2 protein-coding genes are annotated in these 3407 nt (G+C 49.1%); both read right to left on the bottom strand.

Annotated features, from left to right (window positions below):
- Positions 1 to 277: 277 nt before the first annotated feature.
- A complete protein-coding gene (locus tag KDX37_RS28825; protein WP_231656581.1) occupies positions 278 to 1411 on the bottom strand; it encodes a hypothetical protein in 1134 nt (377 codons plus the stop codon).
- A 3-nt stretch (positions 1412 to 1414) separates the two neighbouring features.
- Positions 1415 to 2671: a hypothetical protein gene (locus tag KDX37_RS28820; protein ID WP_231656580.1), complete on the bottom strand. Its 1257-nt coding sequence runs from the start codon at positions 2669 to 2671 to the stop codon at positions 1415 to 1417.
- Between the last annotated feature and the right edge of the window lie 736 nt (positions 2672 to 3407).

Raw genomic sequence — 3407 nt, 5'->3', positions numbered from 1 at the left:
CGGGTCGCATCATGATCGATGGGCTCCTGAGAGAATCGGGAGCCCAGCATCTGGCATTAGCTTAGTGCTTTGAATGTGGGGTTAATGGAGCGGTTACGATCTGTTCCGGTGTGAGTAGAGGTTTAGCTTGCCGCTACCGAGCTTGTTCGCCGGCTCGTCAAAATCAATATTCCAACCATTAGAGGGGCCCGGTGTTGGTCGTTAGGCAAACTGGGCATAAAAAACAAGCTTGGGGAGCATTGCTGTCCGTGCGAACAGACAATGCTCCAGCTTTCGGTTAATAAAGATTTTCAAAAAGTGAGGCTGTCGCATTAGCCTCGGTACTTTTCGGAGCTTCCTGTATCTGTGCAGAGCCTCCACTCCAAGAGTCCGCAAATGCTGAGCGATCCAGCCCTGCGAAATCCATTAGCACGCCGAGGAAGGACTTTTCCTCCAATTTGAGTTGGTCGAACTCACGTGGCTTCATCCTAAATCCTTCGGATTCTAATGAGCGTGCTAATTGAAATAGTGAAACGCCTTTCATCTGCGTCAACACATGGTCCGTGATCACTTCGGCAGGGATATTTTGGAGGTCGGTACGTATCGAGTTAAGCATTGATTGCGAAACTGCCCGGCCATTAGGTGTGTAGCGCTCAATCAGAGCGGCAGCAACTCGAACCTTTTCAAGTCCAGGGCCTTCCTCTTCATCACCGAATCTAATGATGTTGGAGATAGTTTTGCGTCTGTCTTCTGCTGACTTAAAGAAAACTTTTGCAAGACAGAAATCTAATGTCAGTGCAACTATTGATGCAGCAATATATGCTAGTCGCAGCGCTGTCTCGGCTGCGGGACTACTGGGGTGACTGGACGCTAGTAAGCGTGCAAAGGCAATGAAGTGATCTATCGATCTGTTCACCGTCCCTGGGCCAAATTCATCAATTAATCCAGCTTTAAGGTCTTGGTAGCCAGTTTGAAATTCTTTGCTCCTACGGCCCTTATCTATCGATTTGATTAACTTGTCGAGATCTTCTTCGCTGAGTCTTTCTGGAAATATAATTTTTTCGCTTTCCGACATTCGCTTGAGATCCGCACCATCAAGGATCGATATTCCAAGGCGTGTTGCAACATCCTTAATTACAGACCTGCAATCAGTCGTTGCGACGTGTGCCCCATCAACCTTGAGCAACTCAAGCAAACCCTTAGTCCACAACACGCGTTCGATAGCTTTGGGCTTCAGCTTTGACTTCGCGTCCACGATCTGACGTCTGCGAGAGGAACCGTTTGATTGCTCATAGATCCATATGTCGACATCGGTTAAGTCGTCACCATCGAGTTGTAGTGGCACACCACGGACTGCGTACATTCCCGCTCGAAGAAAGTAAGCTCGAAGAAGCTCCTCTAGTACGTAGCCCTTATCTCCAGTCTTGGCCATTTTTCAGATTCCTCTCTTGCTCCGAAGTGTACTCAGGATATCATGCGTATGGCGCTTGCTCGGTTGTGATTGTCTTTTTCTTGTTTGTTCGCGTGCGTACTCTGGCCCTTGATAATTAGTCATCGGAGCGCTTGGGGGCGTATTTATTGCTTCCGCATTTGCATTCCCGCGCTTAAGAACTTGAAGGGCAAGCTCACCAACTTCCTTTTTTAGCAGTTTCATGCGAAACATCCCAGAATTAGCGGGTAGCAATTGGATGACTCGGTTCTGCTCCAAAACGCGATAGTCTGCGCCGATTGCTGAAGCGGGGCCAATAGTTCGGCCTGCAATCAGCGCGTCCAAGATCCAGTCGAAGCTAAGAATCCGCCCTTGTGAGGCTGAGCGTAGTTGCATTCCATATGATAAGGCAGACACAAGGGCTTTTGCCATGTCGAAAGTGTCGTCGATCAGTGGGTTTACATATTTGTGGAAAGCTCCAGGTAGCGTCACAAAAGCATGATCGCCTTGCTCGTTAGAAACTGTATTTACCTCTAGAACGCCAGCCGCCTTGAGTTTCTCAAAAAGCGGCACTCCGAGCTCTCTTTCGCAATTGTCAGCGTAAATGCAGCCTGTGCTTTTAAGTTTCTCTGTTATTGATAGAAAACTACTTTGCTCTGCTGTTGAAAGAGAGGAGAGTACTCGCGCGCATTTGTTTACTGAATCCTTTTTGAACAGGTTGCCATTAAACAGCAAAATATTCGAAGGATCATCGCCCTCTTGATCTATGAAGCCAATCTCAGTGGAGCGGCGTATGAAATCATCAACGTCAGATGATTTCATTTTGTAACTGTCGCTAATGAACTCTTTGGCAATGATGAGCGAGACTGGAGCTTGAGACGCCATTTCCCCAATAGCAATCGCTGCATGCTCATGCATACCCGGTTGAGCATCTTTGAAAATGTCGGCTGCATGTGACAAAACTGCGCGGGTCGTCACACCTATAACTTGTATTTCATCCCCGCCGGTATCAATCAGACGCTTAGCCTTGAGGAGCTCTAGGTAGTGCGGAAGCTCAACCCGAGGGTTCAGGCCGGTAGCCATAGCGATTGCGGCAACTTCCTGCTTCCCAAGATTGGATTCGTTAGTTGCTCCGAGTCGCATTAAAAGCTGTGCAGCCTTTCCGGCTTCGTCTAGAACTGAGTACTCTGCCGGTGCGGCAGTATCCGAAGCAATTTTCCTAGAGTGGTGAATAATCCACGCGCCAGTCGTCTCTTTATCCAAGCTCAAGTCCATCTGCTGCCCCCGTTAGGTCCTTGATGAGCTGCGTTGCACTGGAAGTCTCTCCAGCGCTCCAAGCACGCAGGTTACCTGAATTTTAATCTCGGGCCAGCATAACGCCATTGTTTCAGTGCGGACGCTACGCGTAGCGAATCTACAATGTTTTGAAGCTCCGCGCTTCACGGGGGGGGGGGGCAGAGGAGCGGAGCAAGCCGTAAAGGCTCGCCTCATGAATTGCGAGAGAGCCGAGCTGAGTGCCAAAGCGTCTCTATTATCTATACGAGTACCCAATTGAGTGCCTTTGTTGCTTTCATATTTTCTAGGGTTTGTGTGAATATTGGCTTGTACGTGTCTGATTCGATCCCTATCTTGACCAGTAAAATAAGGGCTTCCCGGCTACTGATCAGTTTTTAAAAATGCCCGTGACAGCAGGGTGACAGCATTCTGCTCGATAATGTGGTGCGGAAAGGGCGGATTCGCAATACGCCGTCTATGATCAAGCAAGGACGAAGTAGGAGCCAGGTTATGGCAAGTTACCCACAGCGAGTTTGGGAAAATATCATTCCGCTGTCTGTAGGCAAGACGCTGCCAGAGGCCTTCGAGGAGTGGTCTTTTAAGGACGTAGTGAGGGATCACGAGCACCGTAAGCGTATGGGGAATACGCCTTGCGTAGATCAGCCAGGCATCCATTGATGCGGCAGTAGATGCTCGATCTCACTGGCTTTCTGCGTCGGCAATC

Source organism: Pseudomonas californiensis, from assembly GCF_021147775.1.
In the GTDB taxonomy this organism is placed as follows: Bacteria; Pseudomonadota; Gammaproteobacteria; order Pseudomonadales; family Pseudomonadaceae; genus Aquipseudomonas; species Aquipseudomonas californiensis.
This window is presented reverse-complemented; position numbering and strand designations above follow the sequence as displayed.